This window comes from Bacillus pacificus (genome assembly GCF_020861345.1).
Classification (GTDB): domain Bacteria; phylum Bacillota; class Bacilli; order Bacillales; family Bacillaceae_G; genus Bacillus_A; species Bacillus_A pacificus.
On record NZ_CP086328.1, the window covers coordinates 3,224,380 to 3,245,472 of the forward strand.

At 34.2% G+C, this 21,093-nt stretch carries 18 protein-coding genes; 2 read left to right on the forward strand and 16 right to left on the reverse strand.

Annotated features, from left to right (window positions below; genetic code table 11):
* Nucleotides 1-65: 65 nt before the first annotated feature.
* From LMD38_RS16880 to LMD38_RS16925, 10 genes are all read right to left on the reverse strand, one after another.
* Nucleotides 66-1,214, reverse strand: a complete 1,149-nt coding sequence (locus LMD38_RS16880; protein WP_062821937.1) for a hypothetical protein — start codon at nt 1,212-1,214, stop codon at nt 66-68.
* Between the two features lie 315 nt (nt 1,215-1,529).
* Nucleotides 1,530-3,254, reverse strand: a complete 1,725-nt coding sequence (cydC, locus tag LMD38_RS16885; protein ID WP_062821938.1) for a thiol reductant ABC exporter subunit CydC — start codon at nt 3,252-3,254, stop codon at nt 1,530-1,532.
* Between the two features lie 2 nt (nt 3,255-3,256).
* Nucleotides 3,257-4,972 (reverse strand): thiol reductant ABC exporter subunit CydD, encoded by a 1,716-nt coding sequence (gene cydD, locus LMD38_RS16890; protein WP_227585352.1) that lies wholly within the window; start codon nt 4,970-4,972, stop codon nt 3,257-3,259.
* On the reverse strand, nt 4,972-5,988 hold the full coding sequence (gene cydB / locus LMD38_RS16895; protein WP_000950072.1) for a cytochrome d ubiquinol oxidase subunit II: 1,017 nt from the start codon (nt 5,986-5,988) through the stop codon (nt 4,972-4,974). The genes cydD and cydB overlap by 1 nt, the downstream gene beginning before the upstream one ends.
* The gene (cydA, locus tag LMD38_RS16900) at nt 5,975-7,378 is read right to left on the reverse strand and encodes a cytochrome ubiquinol oxidase subunit I (protein ID WP_061182820.1); all 1,404 of its coding nucleotides are present in this window, start codon (nt 7,376-7,378) and stop codon (nt 5,975-5,977) included. Before cydA ends, cydB begins: the two co-directional genes overlap by 14 nt.
* Before the next feature lie 605 nt (nt 7,379-7,983).
* Nucleotides 7,984-9,039 (reverse strand): LLM class flavin-dependent oxidoreductase, encoded by a 1,056-nt coding sequence (locus LMD38_RS16905; RefSeq protein ID WP_000417590.1) that lies wholly within the window; start codon nt 9,037-9,039, stop codon nt 7,984-7,986.
* Nucleotides 9,040-9,159: 120 nt separating this feature from the next.
* A complete protein-coding gene (locus LMD38_RS16910; RefSeq protein ID WP_001205526.1) occupies nt 9,160-9,603 on the reverse strand; it encodes a MarR family winged helix-turn-helix transcriptional regulator in 444 nt (147 codons plus the stop codon).
* Between the two features lie 153 nt (nt 9,604-9,756).
* Nucleotides 9,757-10,080 (reverse strand): carboxymuconolactone decarboxylase family protein, encoded by a 324-nt coding sequence (locus tag LMD38_RS16915; RefSeq protein WP_000980852.1) that lies wholly within the window; start codon nt 10,078-10,080, stop codon nt 9,757-9,759.
* Nucleotide 10,081: 1 nt separating this feature from the next.
* A complete protein-coding gene (locus LMD38_RS16920; protein ID WP_001117257.1) occupies nt 10,082-10,489 on the reverse strand; it encodes a tautomerase family protein in 408 nt (135 codons plus the stop codon).
* A gap of 41 nt (nt 10,490-10,530) precedes the next feature.
* The gene (locus LMD38_RS16925) at nt 10,531-11,070 is read right to left on the reverse strand and encodes a DUF4865 family protein (RefSeq protein WP_062821940.1); all 540 of its coding nucleotides are present in this window, start codon (nt 11,068-11,070) and stop codon (nt 10,531-10,533) included.
* 120 nt (nt 11,071-11,190) lie between these two features.
* On the opposite strand from LMD38_RS16925, the gene LMD38_RS16930 reads away from it, so the two are divergent.
* Complete coding sequence (locus LMD38_RS16930) at nt 11,191-11,979, forward strand: LysR family transcriptional regulator (protein ID WP_062821941.1); 789 nt, start codon at nt 11,191-11,193, stop codon at nt 11,977-11,979.
* A 98-nt stretch (nt 11,980-12,077) separates the two neighbouring features.
* Here LMD38_RS16930 and LMD38_RS16935 read toward each other — a convergent pair whose 3' ends face one another.
* The 5 genes from LMD38_RS16935 to LMD38_RS16955 all read right to left on the reverse strand — a co-directional run bounded on the left by LMD38_RS16935 (nt 12,078) and on the right by LMD38_RS16955 (nt 16,721).
* Entirely contained in the window at nt 12,078-13,031 is a 954-nt protein-coding gene (locus LMD38_RS16935; RefSeq protein WP_029141105.1) for a branched-chain amino acid ABC transporter permease, read from the reverse strand.
* Nucleotides 13,032-13,080: 49 nt separating this feature from the next.
* Nucleotides 13,081-13,941 (reverse strand): branched-chain amino acid ABC transporter permease, encoded by an 861-nt coding sequence (locus tag LMD38_RS16940; RefSeq protein ID WP_000382789.1) that lies wholly within the window; start codon nt 13,939-13,941, stop codon nt 13,081-13,083.
* 21 nt (nt 13,942-13,962) lie between these two features.
* Nucleotides 13,963-14,664 (reverse strand): branched-chain amino acid ABC transporter ATP-binding protein, encoded by a 702-nt coding sequence (locus LMD38_RS16945; protein ID WP_001196704.1) that lies wholly within the window; start codon nt 14,662-14,664, stop codon nt 13,963-13,965.
* Nucleotides 14,642-15,415, reverse strand: coding sequence for an ABC transporter ATP-binding protein (locus tag LMD38_RS16950; RefSeq protein ID WP_000149327.1), 774 nt, complete (start codon nt 15,413-15,415; stop codon nt 14,642-14,644). Before LMD38_RS16950 ends, LMD38_RS16945 begins: the two co-directional genes overlap by 23 nt.
* Before the next feature lie 88 nt (nt 15,416-15,503).
* Nucleotides 15,504-16,721, reverse strand: coding sequence for a substrate-binding domain-containing protein (locus LMD38_RS16955; RefSeq protein ID WP_061182825.1), 1,218 nt, complete (start codon nt 16,719-16,721; stop codon nt 15,504-15,506).
* Nucleotides 16,722-18,104: 1,383 nt separating this feature from the next.
* Here LMD38_RS16955 and LMD38_RS16960 point away from each other — a divergent pair.
* The gene (locus tag LMD38_RS16960; protein WP_062821942.1) at nt 18,105-19,607 is read left to right on the forward strand and encodes an IS110 family transposase; all 1,503 of its coding nucleotides are present in this window, start codon (nt 18,105-18,107) and stop codon (nt 19,605-19,607) included.
* Nucleotides 19,608-19,840: 233 nt separating this feature from the next.
* Here LMD38_RS16960 and LMD38_RS16965 read toward each other — a convergent pair whose 3' ends face one another.
* Entirely contained in the window at nt 19,841-21,067 is a 1,227-nt protein-coding gene (locus LMD38_RS16965) for a protein kinase domain-containing protein (protein WP_228920370.1), read from the reverse strand.
* Between the last annotated feature and the right edge of the window lie 26 nt (nt 21,068-21,093).

A 21,093-nucleotide genomic window follows, 5' to 3' on the forward strand; every position in this document is an offset into this window, starting at 1 on the left:
ACAAAAATCACATTACTGTAACCGAATGGAGCCTATATACTTTTATGCAGACATGAAACGAAATATCATACTTTTCGTTCCTGAATAAACATATTTAATAACATGGACATTTTATTTGCACCTTTTTTATTCATATGATCACTATCATAAAAATCATCATCGCAAAATAATGGCGAATCAAATAAATCTATAATTTGAAAAGAATATTGAGATTGAAAATCTTTTATAACGTTATAAAAATCTTCTTTTAATTTCTTACTACTACAATTGAAATAATGTGAAGTAACAGGAAATACAACAATTAGTGGTTTTATATCATGTTTTAACAATAGTTCTAAATATTTTTTGAAAATCGTTTTATTTTCAACTAAAGTATGAGGATATGACAATTTAGCATGTGAAGCTGCTCTTATTTTTCCGTGTTCTTCAAAAGGAATGTGAAGAGGCGTGTTATTCCATTCAGCATTTAACCAAGGCAACATCAATGATTCATCTTTTAGTTCGTCTAATAAAATATATTCAAAATGCAAATTAAAAATAGAAGAAAGTGGTTTCGGGGTATCTAGATGTGAGAATCCATCAGTGGGTAAAGGAGAATGCACTACAGTATGATGACCGTCTTGAAACAATGGATAATATACTTTGTGAATTCTATATGATTCAGATGATAACGACATGTCAAAGTAAAAAGAGAAATAGGCTATTCCTATCAAACAATATTGAAAGGAATGATCGTTTGATAGAAGTTGTGACGCTATTAAATAATCATAGTACAGGTCTTGTGATGGAAGTGTAAATTTTATTGACTTTTTTGAGAGGAACTCCGTACTTATACCACAATGCGGATAAGATAAGCCCGTCGCAAACAATTCATACGTCGGATCACCCTTTGCTTTTTTCATAGAAATGTATAAAGATATAAGATCCGGATTTATTTGATAGATAGAAATTAATTTATTCCTCCATTCATACATGTATTTTGTTAAATTAATAATTTTTGAACTTTGCACGCCCCTGTTTATTAATTCATTTGTAATTTTTTCTGCGTCCATTCTCCAAATGACTATATATTGAAAAGAATTTTCTATTTGAACAATGGCTGAAACATCTACAAGATGAACGATTGTTTTACATTTATTTTTGTCTAATGCATTTTGAATCTTCCCCTTTGATAATTCATCACTTAAAACAATAATTTTATACTGCTCCTTCACGTATATCCCCTCCATTATATGTATAATATGAAATTCATTTTTCATTCGTAACGATCATATACATTTGCCATCCATCATAAACAAGAATAGAATATTCATTTCAAAACAAAAAAATAGCTCCACCATTAGGCGTAGCTATTTTTCCATTACATACTTAATAAAGTGAAACTTTAATCAGTGGGGGTTTTCTTCATCCCCCACTGATTATTAGTTGAACCAATCGGACTTTTATGGGCAGTTGATCCCCCACCTAACTTCTTTGCTTTCACTGCATTTTAAGGTGGGGGTCTTACTGCCCATTAAAGTCGGATAAAATTATATTCCTTTGTCTAACTCATAAAGCATACGATACTTTTCGTTTTCTTTCAGAAGTTGTTCATGACTACCTTGCATCACAATTTGACCACGATCAAGGAATATTACTTCATCAACATGCTCCATTCCTACAAGATGGTGCGTAATCCAAATTACTGTCTTTTCTTCCGTTGCAGAAAACATCGTTTCAATTAAAGATAATTCTGTCTTTGGATCTAAACCGATTGTAGGTTCATCTAGTACAATGATTGGTGCTTCTTGCATTAGCGTTCTTGCAAAAGCAACCCGTTGTCTTTCCCCACCAGAAAATCTTTTTCCCATCTCATGCATTTTTGTTTGTAATCCATCTGGAAGAGAAGCAATATGAGAAGCTAATTGTGCTTTCTCTAAAGCTTTCCATATCTCTTCATCTGTTGCCTCTGGTTTGCCGATTCGCACATTATTTCCAATTGTCGTATCGAATAAATGCGGCTTTTGATTCAATACAGAAATATATTTTGATAAAAGATTCGTGTGAGCATGTTCACTATTCAATAAAACTTCACCATGTAACGGGCTTAGCGCACCTGTTAACAATTTTAACAAAGTAGATTTTCCGGTTCCGCTTCTTCCTAAAATGGCAATTTTCTTTCCTGCTTTTATTTGTAATGATACGTCTTTCAATACAACTTCATTACTATGTGGGTAACTATACGATACATGATTTAATTCAATGTCTATATGTTTTGGTGCAACATAATCTTTATCTCTAGGTAATTCCTTTTCATCCTGTAAAACACCATTACCTTCTACTTGATTGAGACGATGAGCGGATTCTACATATGATGGAATTCGATCGATAGCATCTGACAGAGGGATTAACGCGTTTGTGACAGATAACGTCATTAAGACGAAAGCCGCAATAACGGTAGGAGCAATTTGTTCACTCGCAGCCTCATTTCCAGTCCATATAATCATTGCAATAACTACAATACCCACTACTAATTGAATAATACTGTCCCGAATATGATTCCAACGCTTCATTCTTTTTTCCGTTTTTAACAACTGAGCATTTTGCTCTACATACTTATCAATGAATTCATCTTTTCTACCACTTGCTTGCCAATCAGATAATCCAAAAACAGCATCTGTTAGTTGTTGATACAAACGATTTCTTCCTTGTTTTAAAGTAACATGATGTCGCTTCATTAAAAGTAACGATACAAATGGAAGCAGAAAAACGATAATAGCTAGCATACACCCTGCAATAAGTGCAAACACTACGTCAAATGTACCGATAACAAGTACGAATATGCTATATACAACTAATGCTAATATGCTAGGAAATATTGTACGTAAATATAGGTTTTGTAAATGCTCTATATCTTCGGATAATACGCCTAACATATCGCCCGTTTGAAATCGTGAACGGAAAAATAACGCCTGTGGTTCTACTATCCCATATAGTTTCGTTCTCATCTTTTCTAATATGCGTAATACAACATCGTGTCCAACTAAACGCTCTACATAATGAAATACCGCTTGTCCTACACTAAACGCACGTGTTGCAACGATAGGAACATATACAGCCATTACATTTTCTGGTCTAAGAGCAGATTTAGAGATTAAATAACCTGAAATGAAAAGTAGCATCGCACCTGAACTAACTCCAAGAAGGCCAAGGAAAATAGTTACAGTCATTCTACCTTTATTTTGCTGTATATACGGTTTAATCCAGTTACTCATCTCTATCCCCTCTCTTTCCTGTGAACATGTAATGCCTCATTCTTTACAAGTTCTTCATACGTTCCACTTTCTATCATTTTCCCTTTATTTAAAATAAGAATATGATCCATTTGTTTCATCCAGTGAAGACGATGTGTTGCAAGAAATACTAACTTACCTTCAAACAGACGTAACATCGCTTGCTTTATTTCAAATTCAGTTTCAATATCAAGATGTGCCGTAGGCTCGTCTAATAAAATAATTGGCTTTTTGCTTAAAAGGGCTCGCGCCATTGCGACACGTTGTTCTTGTCCGCCACTCAGCATACGCCCACCTTCTCCAATTCTTTCATACATTCCATTTGGAAGCGATGTAACAAGTGAACGAAGACCGACTTCATTCATAACTCTTTCCACTTCTTCATCAGTTGTATTTGTTTCATAGAAACAAATGTTATCTTTTAATGAAAGCGGAAAAATATAAGGTTGCTGTGGAATATAAGCAATATTCTTTTGCCACTCTTCACGAGTAGACCCGTCAATTTCTACACCATTTACGATCATCTTTCCACCCGAAGGAGTTAAAAATCCAGCTAATACATCGATTAACGTCGATTTCCCTGCTCCACTTTCACCAATTACACCTATAGCGCCAGTGCCTTTCCAAGTAAAATCAATTCCCTCTAATATAGCTTTTCCAGATTCATCATTCTTTACTTTTACAACTTGTAATTTCAAGTTACTAGTTGAATTCCATATTAAGTCTACATTAGATTCTTTCTTCCCTATTTCTTTTTGTCGCTGTAAAATCTCTTCTATTTGCTCCATTGCAAGTTGTCCATCTAACGTAGCATGATAATTTGCTCCAACTTGTTTAATCGGCAAGAAGTATTCCGGAGCTAAAATTAAAATCGTAAGGGCTGGCAATAGTACAATTGTTCCATCTATTAAACGTATCCCTAATCCGACCGCTACAAATGCAATTGATAAACTCGTAAAGAAATCTAATGCAAATGAAGAAAGAAAAGCAACTCGCAAAGTACGCATCGTTGCTTTTCTATATCTTTTACTTACTTTCTCAATCTTTCCTTCGTGTTGTTTACTTTGACCTAAATACTTTAATGTTTCTAATCCTTTTAACGTATCTACAAAATGATTAGAAAGAACACGATATGTTTCATATTGGCTATCCGCCATTTTCTGCGCTGCTAATCCTAGTAGGATCATAAAAATAATTACGATAGGAATCGTTACAACTAAAATGATTCCAGACTCAATATCTAGTGTAAAAACATATAGTACAATTAGTCCTGGTACGATACTACTTCTAATCATTTTAGGAATTGTTAATTCAATATATGTTTTAAATTTCTCAATACCCTCTATCGATAAGGTAACCAGATGACCTGTTCCAACAGTTTGAACATACCGTGGACCTAATGTGAAATACGCCTCTATTAATTGTTTTCTCAGTAGCGATCCTGTTTTTTCAGCGAAACGTTCCACTAATACTTGTGACATTCGAACTAGCAAGTGACGTACTGCAAACGTGATTCCGAAATAAACTGTTTCATTTAACACAGATTGCACTACTTCTCCCTGAAATAAAAACGTGATAGCTCGCGCTAAAAACACTGTTTGTGCAATAATACTAAAAGCTTCTAACATGCTAATGATTGTTAACACTACATATAAAACTCGGCTACCAGGATACGACGGAAGTCCTCTTTTTCTTTTCATTAGTACTCCAAATCTTTATCTGACTTAACAGGTTGTCTAAACACATAGAAACTCCATATTTGACTTCCCAAAACAAATGGCAATATAGCAATTGAAAAATATGTCATCAGTTTTAGTGCATAATCTCCTGATGCTGCATTATAAATTGTCAAATCGTATATTGACCCTAACGAGCTAATTAAGACACGTGGGAACATGCCAGCAAACACACTCGCACTTAGTAAAATGATTGTTAAACTTGTCATAAAGAAAGCCCAACCATCTCTTCTTCTTTTATTTAATAATGTTGACGCACATAACGCTACAAAAGCTCCGATTGGAACCATAATCCACTCTGTACCATGACCAGTGAAAATATCTGTTTTCCATAACCCTACACCGGCAAAAATAAGAAGTGCTATAATTGCGAGTGGTGCAATTTTCAACGCGGCAATACGTGCACGTTCTCTTAACTTACCTGTTGTACGTATAGTAAGGAATTGCAATCCGTGAACAATACATAACAGAAGGAACATAACTCCTCCAAGTAATGCAAATGGATGAAGTAATTGTAAGAATCCACCTACAGCATTTTTCGTCTCATCAATTGGAATACCTACCATAAAGTTAGCAATGGCAACTCCCCAAAGGATAGGCGGTAGTAAACTTCCTAAAAACATACCCCAATCCCAAAAGCCTTTCCATTTATGATTATCTATTTTCGCACGGAATTTAAAGGAAACACCTCTAATAATTAAAGCAAGAAGCATAAATACAAACGGAATGTAAAACCCACTAAATAAAGTTGCATACCAATGCGGGAATGCCGCAAACATAGCGCCACCTGCACAAACAAGCCATACTTCATTCGCGTGCCAAAATGGACCAATTGTATTTAAATATATTCTTTTCTCTAAATCGTTTTCTCCTAAAAACCTTGAAACTATACCTACACCGAAATCGAAACCTTCAAGTACAAAGAAGCCAACGAATAAAACTGCAATAATAATAAACCACAACTCATTAAGAGATAACATACTCATCCTCCTTATCAAATGGATCATGGCTTTGAGAATTCTGTTTCGCTTTCTTATTCTCATGTCCTTTAATAATACGAACGAATAAGTAAACTGTAATTCCACCTATAATTAAATATAATGATGTGAACGAAACTAAAGAGAATAGCACTTCTCCGAACGTAACATTTGGAGATACAGCATCTTCCGTTTTCATAACACCGAAAACTACCCAAGGTTGACGTCCCATTTCAGTCATAATCCATCCTACTGTATTACCGATAAACGGTAGTGAAATTGCATACACCATTAATTTTAAATACCAAGTTTTTTCAGCTAAACGATCTTTTCTTGATAAGAACCAACCGTACGCTCCTAGAAGAAGCATAAATGTTCCACTCATTACCATCGCTCTAAAGCTCCAGAACATCGTGTGTACTGGTGGAATATAATCTCCAGGCCCATATTTTTCTTCATATTGCTTTTGAATTTGATTCATCCCTTCTACTTGGCCGCTAAATTTATCATATGATAATAGACTTAGCATATACGGGATTTGAATTTCAAACGAATTTTCTTTCTTCTCCGCATCAATTTTCGCAAATACTGTAAATGGCGCTGGATCTTCACTCGTATTCCATAACGCTTCAGCTGCTGCCATTTTCATTGGGTGTGTCTTAATTAATTGTTGTGCTTGCGCATGACCGAAGAATAGTACTAGCGCCGTTGTAAGTGTTCCAACAATGATAGAAATGCGGAATGATTTTTTAAACACTTCAGTTTCTTGCGCTTTCGTTATTTTCCATGCACTCACACCGGCAATAAAGAATGCACCAGTTGCAATTGCCGCTGTAATGGTATGCGGGAATTGTACCCATAATTGTGGATTTTGAATAATTGCTAAGAAATCATTCATTTGTGCACGTCCATCTGCTGCCATTTCATATCCTACTGGCGATTGCATAAATGCACTTGCAGTTAAAATCCAAAATGCTGATAACATTGTTCCAATTGAAAGGAGCCAAATACATAAAAGATGAATGCGCTTCGGTAATTTATCCTCACCGAATACCCATAAACCTAAAAATGTAGACTCAATGAAAAATGCTAATAAACCTTCAATCGCAAGTGATGGACCAAACACATCGCCTACGAAACGTGAATAGGTTGACCAGTTCATGCCAAACTGGAATTCTTGTAGAATACCAGTTACTACACCTACTGCAAAGTTAACAAGGAATATTTGCGTCCAAAACTTTGTCATCTTCTTATAAATTTCTTGTCCCTTTACCACATATAACGTTTGCATTAACGCAATGATAAAAGCTAAACCAATAGACAGCGGAACAAAAAAGTAATGGAAAATCGTTGTTGATGCGAATTGTATTCGTGCCAATTCGAGCGTTTCCATACTACAATCACTTCCTTCATAGTTTTTATAATAAAAGTTAATTGAGCAATCTTATCAAACTCAATTATTAAGAAATACGAAAAGACAAAAACATTTTGTATGTATTGTCGAAAAATATGAAGTTTCAGTTTTTCAAACTATTGTAATGCTATTTTTTACCTTTTCACTATTTCTGTAGTGTTTTATTCGTTAATCGAATTGTATAATATACCTGCATAGTAAATTCAGCTGATTTTTGACGTATTATTGACATCATTTTGTCTGAAATATGTCTTTTGGTATTTTTTTGAATTATATTTTCCTCATCGATAAAATGTGTTTTTTTAATATGAGACTTATCTTTGCATCAATAAAATAATCGTTTTTCTCTTTATACACTTGACTTTTCTACGAAAAAATGTCCTATTAACCAATGGATAAATTCGTTATTTTTTTGTCAAGAGAAAAATGTATTTCTAAAATTCAAACACGAAATAATGTTATTCAAAAATAGAAAATACACTCCCTCTTTCTAGACTAAAAATTCATTTTATTGTCATTTTTCTAAACTAAATTCATACATAAAAAAATACCGAGAATCGATTAGACTCTCGGTATTTTTTAAGTTATTTTGCTGTATGTTTTCTAATAGCCGGTAAAATTTCAGTAGCAATTAATTCGATGTTTTTCTCAATTTTATCAAATGGTACACCACCAAAATCAATTTCTGCCATAAAACGTTGTTGCCCAAACAATTCATATTGGTAAAGCATTTTTTCGATAATTTGTTGCGGGCTACCAACCATTAACGCGTCACGGTAATCTATTGCATTTGTAAATTGTTGTTTCGGATACCCACCACCGCGTAGCGTAAGCATACCAGCATTAATGTGAGGATAGTATTCACTAAGTGCATCTTGTGAATTTTTTGCTGTGTAAAATAAACTCGTTGTTGCAACTGGCAAACTCGCTGGATTAAATCCACTTTGCGCAGCCGCCTCACGGTAAGCATCTACTGATCCTTTAAAGTTAATAGCTGGGCCACCTAGTGTTGTTATCATCATTGGTACACCTGCACGTCCTGCTTTAATCGCACTAGCTGGTGGGCCACCAACTGCACGCCAAATTGGTAAGTTATTATTTTTAGCTCTTGGAATAACCGATGCATGCGCAAGCGGTGCTCTGAACTGTCCATTCCATGTTACATGTTCCTCTTTATTAATTTTTAATAAAAGATCCATCTTCTCTTCAAATAACTCTTCATAATCATTCACATCATAACCAAGTAAACTATATCCCCCAATACGAGATCCACGACCAGCCACAATTTCTGCACGTCCATTAGAAATCAAATCAAGTGTAGCAAAGTCCTCGTATACTCGTACCGGATCAGATGTACTTATTATCGTTGCTGAACTTGCAATTTTTATATTTTTCGTAGCTTGCGCAATCGCTCCTAAAATAACTGTATGAGCTTGCGTTGTAAAGTGCGTTTGATGACTTTCACCGACAGCAAATACATCAAGTCCAGCTTCATCCGCTAACTTTGCTGTTTTAATTAATTCATGAATTCTTTGTTCAGCACTAATTTTCTCTCCGTTATGTGGATTTAAAACATGATCCCCAATTGAATATAATCCAAACTCCATTCCTTTACTTGTATTCATACGGTATTTTTCCATCATTGCTCTCTCCTTTGATGAGGTGTTATTATTTTCTCTTTTAAAAACATTTGTAAGTCAAATGTTTTTCCCTATTGCTTACAACATCACTTGATTAGTCAATTGATAGTGTAAAAAAAATTACTCTTGCGGTAATTCTTTTTTTTCACTATGCTTATGAACTTTCGTCATTAGCTCGTATAACATTTTCTGCTCTTCTTCATTTAATACATCATCAAAAAACGATGATTGAAATGCAAGCTGCTCTGGCAGTGCTCTCTCTAAGGCCGCTTCCCCTTGCTCTGTCAGACTAATTGTTTTCGTTTTCCAATCTTGTTTTCGCACAATATATCCTTCTTTTTCAAGACGCGTTAACATTCGAGAAATACCGCCTTGTGTAACAGTTACCTTTTCAGCTAACTCCATTTGTGTTAGTGGTTGATACGTACGTATTTGCAAAAGCACATCAAATTGAGCAGTCGTTAAATCAAAGCGTTTTAAAAACTCATTTGACATCTGATTACTTTGGTTCGTAAATCGTATTAAACGTAACCATATTAATGATCCTATCGTATTATCACGCATGTTTGATCACTTCCTATCGTGAATCTTACTATCACTTTACTACGCAAGTGATAAAAAAGCAAGAGAAACCGTGAAAAATATTTCATTAAAGTATTGCATACATAACGATAAGAAAGAATTCATGTTTAAACGAATTCTTTCTTATCGTTATTCTTAACTTTCCATTTCATTCATTACTATATGTAAAGTTCCCGCTGCTTTGGGCCAACCAACATAAAAAGCCATATGTGTTATTAATGCAACCAACTCATTCTCCATAATCCCATTTTGTTTAGCTAGCTTCAGATGAAATGGTAATTGTTCTGTATTACCAAGACTGATTAGTGCTGACACAGTACATAAACTTCTTTCTCGTAATGTTAAAGTGTCATCTCGCCACACTTCCCCGAACAGTATCTCTTCACTATAATGTGCAAATACAGGTGCCATTTCTCTCATTTTCTCTTGAATACAATATCCAATGGATTCATTCATCATTTCACTCCCCCTTCACTTTTACCAATTGTGCCATTCCTTGACCAAATGACCAATTTTCTGCAGATGTCTCATTTACCGTAATAAAAATATTTGCACTTTTTATACTAGAACATTCAGAAACCTTCGAGGATATCGAATGATATAGATCACTTTTCTGTTTTATCGTTCTTCCCGGTCCACATGTGATAGAAACATACATCATATTCTCTGTTCTCTTTTCTCCTCTTTCTAATAAATAATATGGATTATATAAAAAGTGATTTTGTTGATAGGGTAAAAACATTTGAAAGAAATCATTTTCAGGAATGTTAAAATGTTCAATTAATGAAAGATGAATACATTCACCTATCTTTTTGATTTCTTCTTTATTTAATTTATTTTCATGATAATAGACGTTCACAAAAGGCATACATTGTCATTCCTTTTTCTTAATTTAACTTCAACAAGTTTTCATCGTGAAATGTGCAAAATCTCATATAATGTAACACCTTTATTCGCTATAATATCAGGCTTCTCTTCATAAAAATTAAACTGACTATATCCCCATTTATCTGGATTATATACTATTACATTTCCTAAACAATTTTCTACCTTTTGATCCACAATGATAGATTGAATCCCACTCAATGATTCACTTGGAGAAATACTTCCTTCATATTCAACAACATATCTACATTTCTTAAAATTACCCTTTACATTAACAACTAATGGAACACCTATATTTATTTGTTGCCATCCAAAAGATTGTAAAATATTATCGTAATACCCTTCAAAGATAAATTTGTTCATTCCTTCATGACCATTCCAAATATATAAAGGTGCATAACAGTTATAGAAATTTCCGTCCTTATCTGCCTCAGTAATTAAATAAGCTTTAAAATTCAGGTCTTGAAAACCATCCGTTTTATACCCATTATCCTTTACCCTTTTCTTAATAATCTCCATATCATAATCTTTCGGCAAAATGACCTTATATTGCATTCCAATCATGTTTATCACTCACTTTCCATCTTATATACACAATGATAAACCGATGATTGACTAACGTAAAATAGGTATAAATTATGTTTGGTATCATTTATAATGATATCGTATAAGGGGCTGTGATAAATGGAAATAAATGATCTTATTATATTCAAAACTGTGGCTAGCGAAGGCTCTATTAGTAAAGCTGCGAAAGAGTTAGGGTATGTTCAACCGAACGTAACTGAGCGAATTAAAAAATTAGAACAAGAGTTAGAAACACCTTTACTACATAGAGATAACAAAGGCGTTTCTTTATTACCTTCTGGTGACATTTTATTAGACTACACAAATCAAATATTAACGCTAGTAGAAGAAGCAAAAGATAAAATTAAAACGAGTGGGTCTTCTTATATAATCGCAACGTCACAATCTATTTTGACTAATTATGTAAGCAAGCGCATTAAAGAAAATTTTAGGAGTTATCAAATATATGTAGAAAATAGTAGTCATTTGCAAAAATTACTGCAGCAACAAAAAGTTGATATGGTCATTACTTATGAGGATTACCCAGACATATCGTTTAAAAAAGTATTTTCCACTTCAATTTCTATCGGCTTATTAAAACCGAAAGAAAAGTGTACCATTGAATTTTCAAAGGAACTCTTCTTCGTTAGTAATGACAAAAAGTGCCCTTTTAGGAATAAGACGATACAATTTCTAAAAGAAAATAATTTATCTCAGCGCCAACTTCAACAATTAGATTCTTATTCGCTTATAGAAGAGTTTATTCAGGACGGAAAAGGAATAGCCTTTTTACCAATTAAAAATGATAAATTAGTACCAATTGAAAATGTTCCAATTGAGAAATTAGCTGTTCATTTCTTTACGAATCAAAATTCTTTCAAACAAATCCCTGATGAACTATTTGATTAATATAATAGCTATAAACGAACTAAATTTACATACAGCAATAAAAATCCCTCCTTTCCGAATCTAAAAGAGGGATTTTCATATTCTATACAATTGATTTTTCACACATTTTGCTCCACTTCTGCACTTTTCTCCTTCTTATTCCGTTTCATATTCTTCAGTCTCTTAACCGTGCCAACTAATCCTTTCGGGAAAACTAGCAATACGATAATGTACAATACACCAAGAATAATCGTCCATCGTTCAAAGATCGGATACTCTGTAGCTAGTTCTGATAAATAATATTTTAGGGATTCAATAATTCCAGCTCCTGCAATGGCTCCTATTAACGTTCCAACGCCTCCAATCATAGTCATCAATAATGCATTTAATGTCATTTCAATTGAAAATACAGTTGTATTAACAAAGCGTAAAGTGATAACAAATAAACCACCGCTAATTGCAGCTACTACTCCTGCAACAATGCTAGCAATAATTTTATAATGAAGAACTTTATATCCTAGTGCTTCAACACGTTGCTCATTTTGTGAAATTGCCTTTAATACTTTTCCAATAGAAGATTTGGTGAAAAGACGTAACAGAACAAAAATGATAAGTAAACATATAAGTGTTACATAATAAAACGTAAAACGATCACGGAATACTTCTGGTACACCAAATGTAAAACCATCTCCTCCGTGAGTGAGCCCACGCCATTTTTCAGCAAGTACGAAAAACAACTGTGAAATAGCAAGTGTTAACATCGCATAAAAATGACTTTTCAGCCGTAAAGAAAGCAAACCGATTATATAACTAACGATTGCTGAAATGATAATTGCAGCTACTATTCCTATTAAAAAGTTCGTTATGGATACTCCTTGTCGATCAAATAAAAGCGCTACGCCATATGCTCCTATCCCAAAGAACATACAATGGCCGAATGATACAATTCCTGTATATCCAAGCAATACATCAAAACTCATTGCAAAAATAGCAAAGATGAAGATTTGAGTGAACAAAATTAACAAGCTCCGTGAATCATTTACGAATGGAAATACACTTAAACAAATGAGCATACATACTCCGAAGTATACTTTAATTCGATTTGATGTGCTGTTCACCATTTCACCCCTTTTCACCAACAAGTCCATTTGGCTTCACTATTAAGAAAAATAGTAACATTAACATATTGATTGCAAGTGATAAATCCGGTATAAAATACGCTGTAAAAGCACCAGCTAATCCGACAATTAAAGAAGCGATGGCTGAACCTTGTACGCTTCCTAGCCCTCCAATGATTACTACTATGAAAGCTAAAATCGCATACTGCATACCCATCTCAGCGAAAATAACGCCTGAGTATGGTGCTAATAAGAAGCCACCTAAGGCAGCCATCCCTGCTCCTAATAAAAAGACGAAAGAAAATATAGCTTTTACGTTAATACCGAGCGCTTGAACCATCTCTTTATCCATTACACCTGCGCGTATCATAAGACCTATCTTTGTTTTTTTGAGCAATAATAATAAGGCAATGTATATGATAACCCCAATTATGATAACGAATAGACGATATTTAATTAATATAACGCCTCCGAACGTAAAACTTCCTTGTAGCCATAACGGTAACTTTGCCCCAATTGGATTTGGTCCCCAAAATACTTTAATACATTCACTAAGTACAAGCATTCCTCCAAGTGTAACAAGAAGCTGTCGAACATGATTTCCGTATACCGGTCTAATAAGGAATCTTTCTAAAATAAATCCAAGGAACATTCCCATAGCTATTGCTCCAATTAAAGCTAACACATAACTCCCTGTCATATTAAATAGCCAAACACCTGTAAATGCTCCCCATGCAAATAAACCACCATGTGCGAAGTTTAGAACACTCATTAAACCGAAAATAAGTGAAAGACCTGATGCTAATAAAAAAATGAGCATCCCTGTTGAAATCCCATTTACAAATAAATTGATTAACACATCCATCCTTCTCACCCCGGATTCATGTTAAGAGATTCCTAAATATTTGTGACACATTTCCTTATCCTCTTTTAATTCATGCATAAAACCGTTATGAACAATTTTTCCGTTATCCATAATATAAAAATAATCACCAATTTGACTAGCCATCATAAAATTTTGTTCAACGAGTAAAACTGTTGTTTTCTCCTTCATTTTCAAAATAGCTATCATTAATTTTTCTATCATAATAGGAGACAAGCCTTTACTCGGCTCATCAATAAGTAGTAAACCATCACTATTAATAAATGCTCTTGAAATTGCTAACATTTGCTTTTGTCCCCCGCTTAAGAGTCCACTTTTTTTGTGCCAAAATTGCTTTAAATCTGGAAATAGTTCAAGCATCCATTCTATCTTTTCTTCCGCTTCTTCGCCCTTACCTCTAGCAAGAGCGAATGTTTCTTCTACTGTCAGATCGTGAAAAATACCTTGATTTTCTGGTACATACCCTATCCCTTTCCTTGAAATTAAATGTGTAGATAATCCATTTACTTGTGTACGATCATAATAAATTTCACCATGTGCGATATGGTGAAACCCCATAACCGAACGTAACGTCGTAGTCTTCCCTGCCCCATTTCTTCCAAACAGTACAGTAATCGTTCCTTTCTCAACAGTAAGAGATACCCCTTGTAAAATATGAAACTGATCTAAATACGTCTCTATATTATTCACTTGTAATAGTGCCACTATATAATCCCCCTAAATAAGCACTTTGTACACGCTCATCTTTCATAATTTCTTCGGGTAAACCTTCAGCCAATAACTCTCCATGAAATAAAACGATTAGATGATCTGACAAACCTAATACCATATCCATTTTGTGTTCAATAAGTACAATTGTACTCTCTGGATGTTTCTTAATATTTTCAATCACTTGTAATATAGCTGGGACTTCCTCAACCGAAATACCTGCCGTCGGCTCATCAAGTAATAACACATCCGTTTTTAAAGCTAATAACATCGCAAGTTCTAGCTTTCTTTTCTCTCCATGTGCCAAATCTTTTGCTAATACATTCTCTTTCTCCTGAAGTAATACTGTTTTTAAGAAACGTCTCGCCTCTCCAACTTGTTGCTTTAATTTTGCTGGACTCGGGAAAAAACTATAGTAATCTTGTACGAATGATTGAACACTTAAACGGACATTTTCAAGTACCGTTAATTCTGGGAATATGTTTGTAAGCTGAAAAGAGCGACCGATTCCTAAGCGTGTTCGATCTGAAATCGATAGTTTTGTAATATCTTGCCCTTTAAAATACACTTCACCTGTTGTGGGTGAAATCTGTCCACTTAGTAAATTAAATAATGTTGTCTTACCCGCACCATTTGGCCCGATAATAGAAATGAGTTTTCCTTTTTGTACAGTTAAATTTACATCTTTAATAACATGATGCTCGCCAAAAGATACACTAAGATTTTTCGTTTCTAGCAAATGTGTCATGAAATCCCCCCTTTAAAGCTTTAAGTATGAAAAAAATACGTACAAAGAGGGGATCCCCTCTTTATACAAAAACAACAGAAAATTCAGTCTATTTATTTTGAACTGGTGGCTCTGTCTCTTTCATCGTTAATTCTCGCTCTAATACTGGCACTGGATAGTCAACACCATCTTGCTTTTTCAACGTGATAGAATAAAGCGTCTGCATCGCTTGGTGATCCTTTTCTCTAAACTTCATCTTTCCTTTCGGTGTATCAAATTCCATTCCTTCCATTTTCTTAATTAATGTATCTACATCTGTATCACCTTTTGTTTTCTTTAACGCTTCTACAATAGAAATTGCCGCTGACATTCCCCCTGCTGTAAATAAATCTGGCACCGCACCATTAAATCGTTTTTTATGTTCTTCTACTAACCAATCATTCACCTTATTTTTCGGGAGTGTATGATAATATACCGAAAACCCTTGCATTCCTACTAACGCATCCATCGTTTTTAATGCCGGAATATCTGGTGCACCAGTAGAAATTTTAATACCTTGCGCTTCCACATTCATATCTTTCAACTGTTTCCAAGGTGAATTTGCCCCTGCCCAAACAATAAATAAATAATCTGGTTTTGAGCTAATGATATTTTGAATATTTGCAGTGAAGTCAGTCGAATTTGTATCAGCATATTGCTCGTTCACAATATTTGCACCTAATTTCTTCGCTCCAGCTTTAAATGCAGCAATCCCTTCACGACCGTAAGCATTATCTTGTGCTAACGTTGCTATTTTCACATCTTTTTTAGCAATTGCTGCAGCACCAGCGACTGCATCTTGAGATGAATTTCTACCTGTTCTAAAAATATATTTATTCCAGTTCTTACCGGTAATACTATCAGCTACCGCCGGTTCTACAACCATTATTTTTTCATATTCTTCAGCTAGTGGTAAAACCGCTAATGTATCACTTGAACTAGACGATCCGACTAAAAAATCAACTTTCTCTTCTTCTAATAACTTCGTAGCTTTTTTTACCGCTACATCAGCTTTTGTTTCTGTATCTTCTACAACAAACTTAATCTTCTTTCCTTCCACTTTCCCAGTTCCACCGGTTGCATAGTCTAATCCTAATTCAAATCCGTTCATGGTTTGTTTTCCATATGATTCTAATGGACCTGTTAATGAAGCAAGAACACCTACCTTAATCGTCTTGTCACCCTCTGTACTTGTTTTCTTTCCTGAACAAGCTGCGGTTATTAATAATGAACCTAAAACACAACCAGTAGCCATCATTCTTAGCCATTTACGTTTTTTCATCGACATTGTGATCCTCCCCATACTTTACTTTCTGATAGAATCAAACACGCCAAAGTCCCCTGTCCGTAATCATGACTAACTATAAGATAGGTAATGGAAAACTCTTGTAGTATCCTCTACATTCGGCACAAATCTATAATCACCTTCCTATTTAATGGAAACGGACATACAATCAATATATATTCTACTTTCCAATTGAAAATACTGTTTCGTTGCAGTATTAATCATGAAAAAAGCTACAATAATTTCCGTAGTCTTTTCCGTAGTCTTTTTAGAATAAATTAGTTAAAAATAAAAGACTACATACTATACGCGAAAGAGTATAAAACAAAGGAATTATATAAGGGGTTAATTGGTTTTGGTGGAGGACATAGCTCATGGCGGGGAGGCGTATCCGCAGATGTGAGGTATCGAGGAACTTAAAAATAAGAATAATCAACTAAACAAAGGTTTATAAAATTGAATAAAATAATCTGCTGTCTAGGAAACTATTAGACGATACAATACAATACAATATGAAATATAATTATAATGCCAGTGCATCTCTTAAGTTAATGTGGGTACACTTTCGAGCAGTAACTCTTGCGATAATTTTGGAGCATTGGTTTCCACATAAAAAAGACTCCGCAGCAAGAGGGTCTTTTTTATGCCTTTTATTCCAATGAACGTGCTAACAACTAAAACTGGTAAATAGAATAAAAAGTGAGTTATAATAATAATGCCAATGTATCTTTTTTGTTAATGTGAGTATGCTTTTGAGCAGTAACTCTTTCAACTTATTGGGAGCATTGGCATACATAGAAAAAAGACTCCTACAAAAAGGGGTCTTTTTTTATGTTTCTTGCTTATCATAAGAAAATAGATTTGTTTACTATGAACATAGACAAGTTTTTTATTGGCAGTAAACCCACTATCCCGGTAAATTAGTTTAGAAGATAAGGGATTTATCTAGGGTGTGCAGAGCCTTGTACCCACAAGTAGTGGAGTGCCCCAATTGCATATAAGAGGTCTAGGATATATAATGCTAGCCCCAATCCAGTTATGGTCGGAAACACCTTAAAAGGTCACTGCACACACTCATTATAACAAATTAATCAAAAAAAGATAAAAAATTCTGTGAACCAGGCAGGAAATAGGATACCAGATAAAGAATTTTTCTTTTAGAAATTTAAAAAGACTATATGCAAGTAAAATTCAAATACGTATATAGTATTTAACAAAATTAGCGATTGAAACTCTTTGGTTATTTGGGGCTGGCTCTTGACTAGACATCTTTACTTAATGTGAGATTTACCATCTGGCGTTATAGTCCTGACATACTACATTGGGCATTAAGCTCTAACGGAAAATTGGACAGTCAGATGTATATATCGCTAGGAGGATTTATGTATGAATGAAAACACAGTAGTACCCTTTAGTTTTATAGAGGAATCCAAAGAAAAAGAGAAAGAAACTAAGAGGAAGATGTACCAGTTATTTGTGGGAATTGACATTGGTTCCTCTTTTCACGTTGCTAGTTGTATCCCCTTTCAAGCTTTTTTGGACCCAAAGGGACGTGAATGGAAACGGACAAAGACAATGAAGTTTAATGCGGACAGTCTGGGAATATCACAGTTCTTACAAGCCTTAGAACAAATGGAAAAACAGCTAGGAATTCATAAATCGGACTTCCTAGTTTTACTAGAACCAACAGGTGGTCACTACTCTTACCTACTTCAACAAGTCCTTTTGAACGAAAATTTTGATGTATACCTATTAGAAAATTCCGCAGTAAAAGACTTCCGCGAAAAACATTTAGGAATTACTGAAAAATCAGATGCAGTTGACGCAAGGGTAATGTCCTATATGGGATGTCATAAAATCTTACACCCTCATATGAAAGGAGTTAGCTTACTTAAACCAGCTTCTGTAACTCAATCTATTTTTCGTTCGTTAACCCGTGACCGATGGTTATTAAATACTCAGTTAACACGGCGTAAAAATCAGGTACAGCAACTTTTAACTGTTACGCACCCAGACCTCAAAGTAGCATTTAAGAAGCTTGGTACCACTTCTGTCATGAAATTCGTATTGAAGTATCCTACTGGTAAAGATTTAAAACTAGCCACACAGGAAGAACTACGACAAGCAATGATTGAATCTGGGGCAAAGAGAGTAGCTACAAAGGCGTCTGAGGCACTAGCAAAAGTTACAGCAAAATCTATAACAATTGATGTCCCTCATTTAGTTGGAAGACAAAATTGGATAATTGAAGAAGCATTACGTATTGAAGAAAGTATTAAAGGAATTGACAATCACATCCAAGAACTACTTCACGGAAATTCAGGAAAAGGTATTAAACCTCACCCTTATACAGAGTTATTATACTCTTTCCCTTTTATGAGTGATAATTGGGCTTGTACCCTTATCGGAGCCATTGGTGATGTTGAACGATTTAATACATATAAAGAGTTCAAAAAATATCTTGGTGTTTCGGCTGAAAATAAACAATCCGGGACATCAGTAAAGGGTACGAGAATGACCTTTAGTGGAGTTCGAGATGCACGTCGAGTGCTGTTTCAAATGGCAATGATTATCATTGCGACAAAATCCCAGCCATCCGTATTCAGCTCCTATTATCATCGTCTAGTAGAGCGTAAAATGAATGGAAAAACAGCAATTGGGCATATGTGTGGCAAGATTGCCAAGATCCTTTATATGATGCTTAAAACGGGGCAAAAATATGACCCTGTAAAACACGCCCAAGCAACTGGTATTCCTTGGGATTCTGTTTACGACAAAAGAGAAAAAAATGCAAACTCGGAGAAATTTTATCAAGAAGCATTAAAGCTTGCGGGGGATTCAACATCTGACGAAATTGAATTAATTGAAACAGATGTTGATTTAAAATAAAGTTATTTAATTTTTAAAACCTAAAACTATCTTAACCACGTTCTAAATTTAAGACAGGGTTAAGATAGTTTTATAATTTTCTATATAAGTTACTTCACTATACTTAAAAATATAAGAATAAAAAAACAGCAAGGTATATACTTTATTGTTTTAGCCCTGTTTCGCAAAATATGTTCTTGCCAAGAAACTTTCAACAAAGTTTTATAAAAATTATCTTGTATTGATAAAATTCTTTAATTTTCTATATTGATGTTTAATAGCGTTTTCAACTCTTCATCTGTCATAAGCCTAATTCGTTTCATTTCTTCAAATATACCTTCTTCTAAAGGATCTCTATTAGCAATATAAGAGAAATAATCACTTAAGAGCTCATGGTTATAAAAATACTGTAATATCTCCATATATTCTCTAAACTCATCTGCATTGAACTTTGAATGTTGTCCATCATATGTACTGTGAATAAAATTATATATAGACCCTTTTGGCACTATCAAAAATGAACCATCGAACCATCTAGTAACACTGAAATGTGCTATCTCATCATCTTCGTAATAATTCTCATATTCTCCATTATTATTAACAATCAAATTTTCTGAAACTATCTTGTCATAATCTCCAAATTCCTGATTCCCCCCAAAATTTTCTAATTCTTCAACTACTTTAGGATAAATGGGATCTATTTTATCGAATTCTAAACGAAAATAGCTAAAGGCAGGATCCTCGTTTGGCAGCTCCCATATTAATTTTTTTACTTTAAATACGTGTCCCCTTCCATAACCAAAGTCAATCATAACCATATCTTTTTCTATTTCCTCTAACAATTTTATATCTATTAAATCCATTCCTCCGCCTGAATGAATAAATGTATGATTAAAGTTTAAAATCGTTAATTGCTTAAGAATTTCTACTACTTGGATTTTGTCTCTCCAAATAACTGTACTTGGATTTTTCTGTTGTACAACGGTTTGTTCTATAAATCTCCATAAGCTTTTATGTGCTTCACGCTCATTTTGAGCTATACTTTCCCACTCTTGCAGTCTAATTAAAAACTCATCAATTGTTGGTCTTTTTTCAGGATTTTCAACTGTCGAATCTGCTAACAGCTTATACAATTCAACAAAATGTTGGTCAGGATATTTATTTTGTAATTTATTATTTTCAAAATAATTAAATTGACCATCAAATGCATATTCTTCACCAGTAAGTATAATCCAAAGTGTTTTTGCAAATGAATAAACATCTGCTGGCTTAGAATCATCTACTTGTGAAGGCGTTCGCATTTCAGGAGCCATTGTTTTTCGATTTCCTAGTGCTTCTTTTGCTTTAGTTAAATCTTCTTTTTCAGGAAAATCCATTAAACCAAAGTCTCCAAAACAAAATTCACCTTGATAATATAGTATATTTTCTGGCTTAATATCACGATGAGTTATTATTTTTTTATGTAGTTCACTTAATGTCATAGCCAAATCTTTAAAAATCTCTATTA

What these genes read in the sequence shown, in the direction of transcription:
- cydC (WP_062821938.1), bottom strand. Translation starts at nt 3,254, where the DNA reads ATGAGTAACTGGATTAAACCGTATATACAGCAAAATAAAGGTAGAATG.
- cydD (WP_227585352.1), bottom strand. Translation starts at nt 4,972, where the DNA reads ATGAAAAGAAAAAGAGGACTTCCGTCGTATCCTGGTAGCCGAGTTTTA.
- cydB (WP_000950072.1), bottom strand. Translation starts at nt 5,988, where the DNA reads ATGTTATCTCTTAATGAGTTGTGGTTTATTATTATTGCAGTTTTATTC.
- cydA (WP_061182820.1), bottom strand. Translation starts at nt 7,378, where the DNA reads ATGGAAACGCTCGAATTGGCACGAATACAATTCGCATCAACAACGATT.
- LMD38_RS16905 (WP_000417590.1), bottom strand. Translation starts at nt 9,039, where the DNA reads ATGGAAAAATACCGTATGAATACAAGTAAAGGAATGGAGTTTGGATTA.
- LMD38_RS16910 (WP_001205526.1), bottom strand. Translation starts at nt 9,603, where the DNA reads ATGCGTGATAATACGATAGGATCATTAATATGGTTACGTTTAATACGA.
- LMD38_RS16915 (WP_000980852.1), bottom strand. Translation starts at nt 10,080, where the DNA reads ATGATGAATGAATCCATTGGATATTGTATTCAAGAGAAAATGAGAGAA.
- LMD38_RS16920 (WP_001117257.1), bottom strand. Translation starts at nt 10,489, where the DNA reads ATGCCTTTTGTGAACGTCTATTATCATGAAAATAAATTAAATAAAGAA.
- LMD38_RS16925 (WP_062821940.1), bottom strand. Translation starts at nt 11,070, where the DNA reads ATGATTGGAATGCAATATAAGGTCATTTTGCCGAAAGATTATGATATG.
- LMD38_RS16930 (WP_062821941.1), top strand. Translation starts at nt 11,191, where the DNA reads ATGGAAATAAATGATCTTATTATATTCAAAACTGTGGCTAGCGAAGGC.
- LMD38_RS16935 (WP_029141105.1), bottom strand. Translation starts at nt 13,031, where the DNA reads ATGCTCATTTGTTTAAGTGTATTTCCATTCGTAAATGATTCACGGAGC.
- LMD38_RS16940 (WP_000382789.1), bottom strand. Translation starts at nt 13,941, where the DNA reads ATGGATGTGTTAATCAATTTATTTGTAAATGGGATTTCAACAGGGATG.
- LMD38_RS16950 (WP_000149327.1), bottom strand. Translation starts at nt 15,415, where the DNA reads ATGACACATTTGCTAGAAACGAAAAATCTTAGTGTATCTTTTGGCGAG.
- LMD38_RS16955 (WP_061182825.1), bottom strand. Translation starts at nt 16,721, where the DNA reads ATGTCGATGAAAAAACGTAAATGGCTAAGAATGATGGCTACTGGTTGT.
- LMD38_RS16960 (WP_062821942.1), top strand. Translation starts at nt 18,105, where the DNA reads ATGAATGAAAACACAGTAGTACCCTTTAGTTTTATAGAGGAATCCAAA.
- LMD38_RS16965 (WP_228920370.1), bottom strand. Translation starts at nt 21,067, where the DNA reads ATGACATTAAGTGAACTACATAAAAAAATAATAACTCATCGTGATATT.